This is a genomic window from Desulfovibrio cuneatus DSM 11391 (assembly GCF_000430005.1).
Classification (GTDB): domain Bacteria; phylum Desulfobacterota; class Desulfovibrionia; order Desulfovibrionales; family Desulfovibrionaceae; genus Frigididesulfovibrio; species Frigididesulfovibrio cuneatus.
In genome coordinates this window covers 1-1753 of sequence record NZ_AUCY01000071.1, presented here as the reverse complement: position 1 = coordinate 1753, position 1753 = coordinate 1, and the positions used below count along the sequence as shown (strand labels likewise).

Sequence of the window (1753 nt, the reverse complement as noted above, 5' to 3'; positions counted from 1 at the left end):
AGTTTAAGGACGTATGAGCGCAAAAGACAAACAAAACAAAAAAAGTTCTTTACATTCACAGCGTAACGCGCTAAATTGCCTCCCCCAAGACTGGTAGTGAGTGCGAACAAACGGTTCGCAAGCATCATCCAGACTTGGTCTGGCACACCGGAAACGGTGAGTTCATTGACAATTGAATAGGGATTGAGGAAAGGAATTTGATTTTGTGAGCATTTTTTAATGTGTCATGAAGTCATGTTGCGAAGTATACAAGAATAATAAGGGCAATAGGCGGATGCCTTGGCGCTAGAAGGCGATGAAAGACGCGATAGGCTGCGAAAAGCCTCGGGGAGGAGCCGAATATCCTTTGATCCGGGGGTTTCTGAATGGGGCAACCCAGCATGCTACAGCATGTTACCTTGGTCTGAATGTATAGGACCAAAGGGGCTAACGCAGGGAAGTGAAACATCTCAGTACCTGTAGGAAGAGAAATCAAACGAGACTCCCTTAGTAGTGGCGAGCGAACGGGGATCAGCCTAAACCGATATGTTACGATATGTCGGGGTTGTAGGGCCTGCATCATTGATCTGCGAGTAGGCAGGAGAAGCCTCTGGAAAGTGGCTCCAAAGAGGGTGAAAGACCCGTATCCGAAACTGAAAACAGCAAAGCAGGTACCTGAGTACCGCGGGGCACGTGAAACCCCGTGGGAATCTGGGAGGACCATCTTCCAAGGCTAAGTACTCTCTAGCGACCGATAGTGAACTAGTACCGTGAGGGAAAGGTGAAAAGTACCCCGTTGAGGGGAGTTAAAAGACCTGAAACCTATTGCCTACAAGCTGTGGGAGCATCTTTATGGTGTGACCGCGTGCCTTTTGCATAATGAGTCAGCGAGTTACTCTGTCTAGCAAGGTTAAGCGAATGCGGAGCCGTAGCGAAAGCGAGTCTTAACTGGGCGATCAGTTAGGCGGAGTAGACCCGAAACCGGGTGATCTATCCATGAGCAGGTTGAAGCACAGGTAAAACTTTGTGGAGGACCGAACCCTTAACGGCTGAAAACGTTTGGGATGACTTGTGGATAGGGGTGAAAGGCTAATCAAACTCGGTGATAGCTGGTTCTCCTCGAAATATATTGAGGTATAGCCTCGGAGATTGTCTTTTGGAGGTAGAGCACTGACAAGGCTAGGGGTCCCACCAGATTACCAAACCTTATCAAACTCCGAATGCCAGTAAGATTTACTCCGGGAGTCAGACAGTGGGTGCGAAGATCCATTGTCGAAAGGGAAACAGCCCAGACCAACAGCTAAGGTCTCCAAATCCATGCTCAGTGTGAAAGGTGGTAGGGTTACATAGACAGCCAGGAAGTTGGCTTAGAAGCAGCCATCTTTTAAAGAAAGCGTAATAGCTCACTGGTCTAGTGACCCCGCGCCGAAAATGTAACGGGGCTAAGCATGGTACCGAAGCTTTGGGCTGCACGTTAGTGCAGCGGTAGAGGAGCGTTCTTTACGGGACGAAGGTGTGGCGGAAGCCTAGCTGGACTGTAAAGAAGTGATTATGCTGACATAAGTAACGATAAAACAAGTGAAAAACTTGTTCGCCGTAAATCCAAGGTTTCCTGGGTCAAGGTAATCTTCCCAGGGTTAGTCGGCCCCTAAGGCGAGGCAGAAGTGCGTAGCTGATGGGAATCGGATTAATATTTCCGTACTTGCGTGTGTATGCCTGGAGGGACGCAGGAAGATAGACAGATACTACCTATTGGACATGGTAGTAAAGGCGA

Annotated in this window: 1 rRNA gene; it reads left to right on the top strand. The window is 48.8% G+C overall.

From position 1 onward, the window contains the following. Positions 1-247: 247 nt before the first annotated feature. Positions 248-1753 (top strand): 23S ribosomal RNA (locus G497_RS20475); the annotation flags it as partial.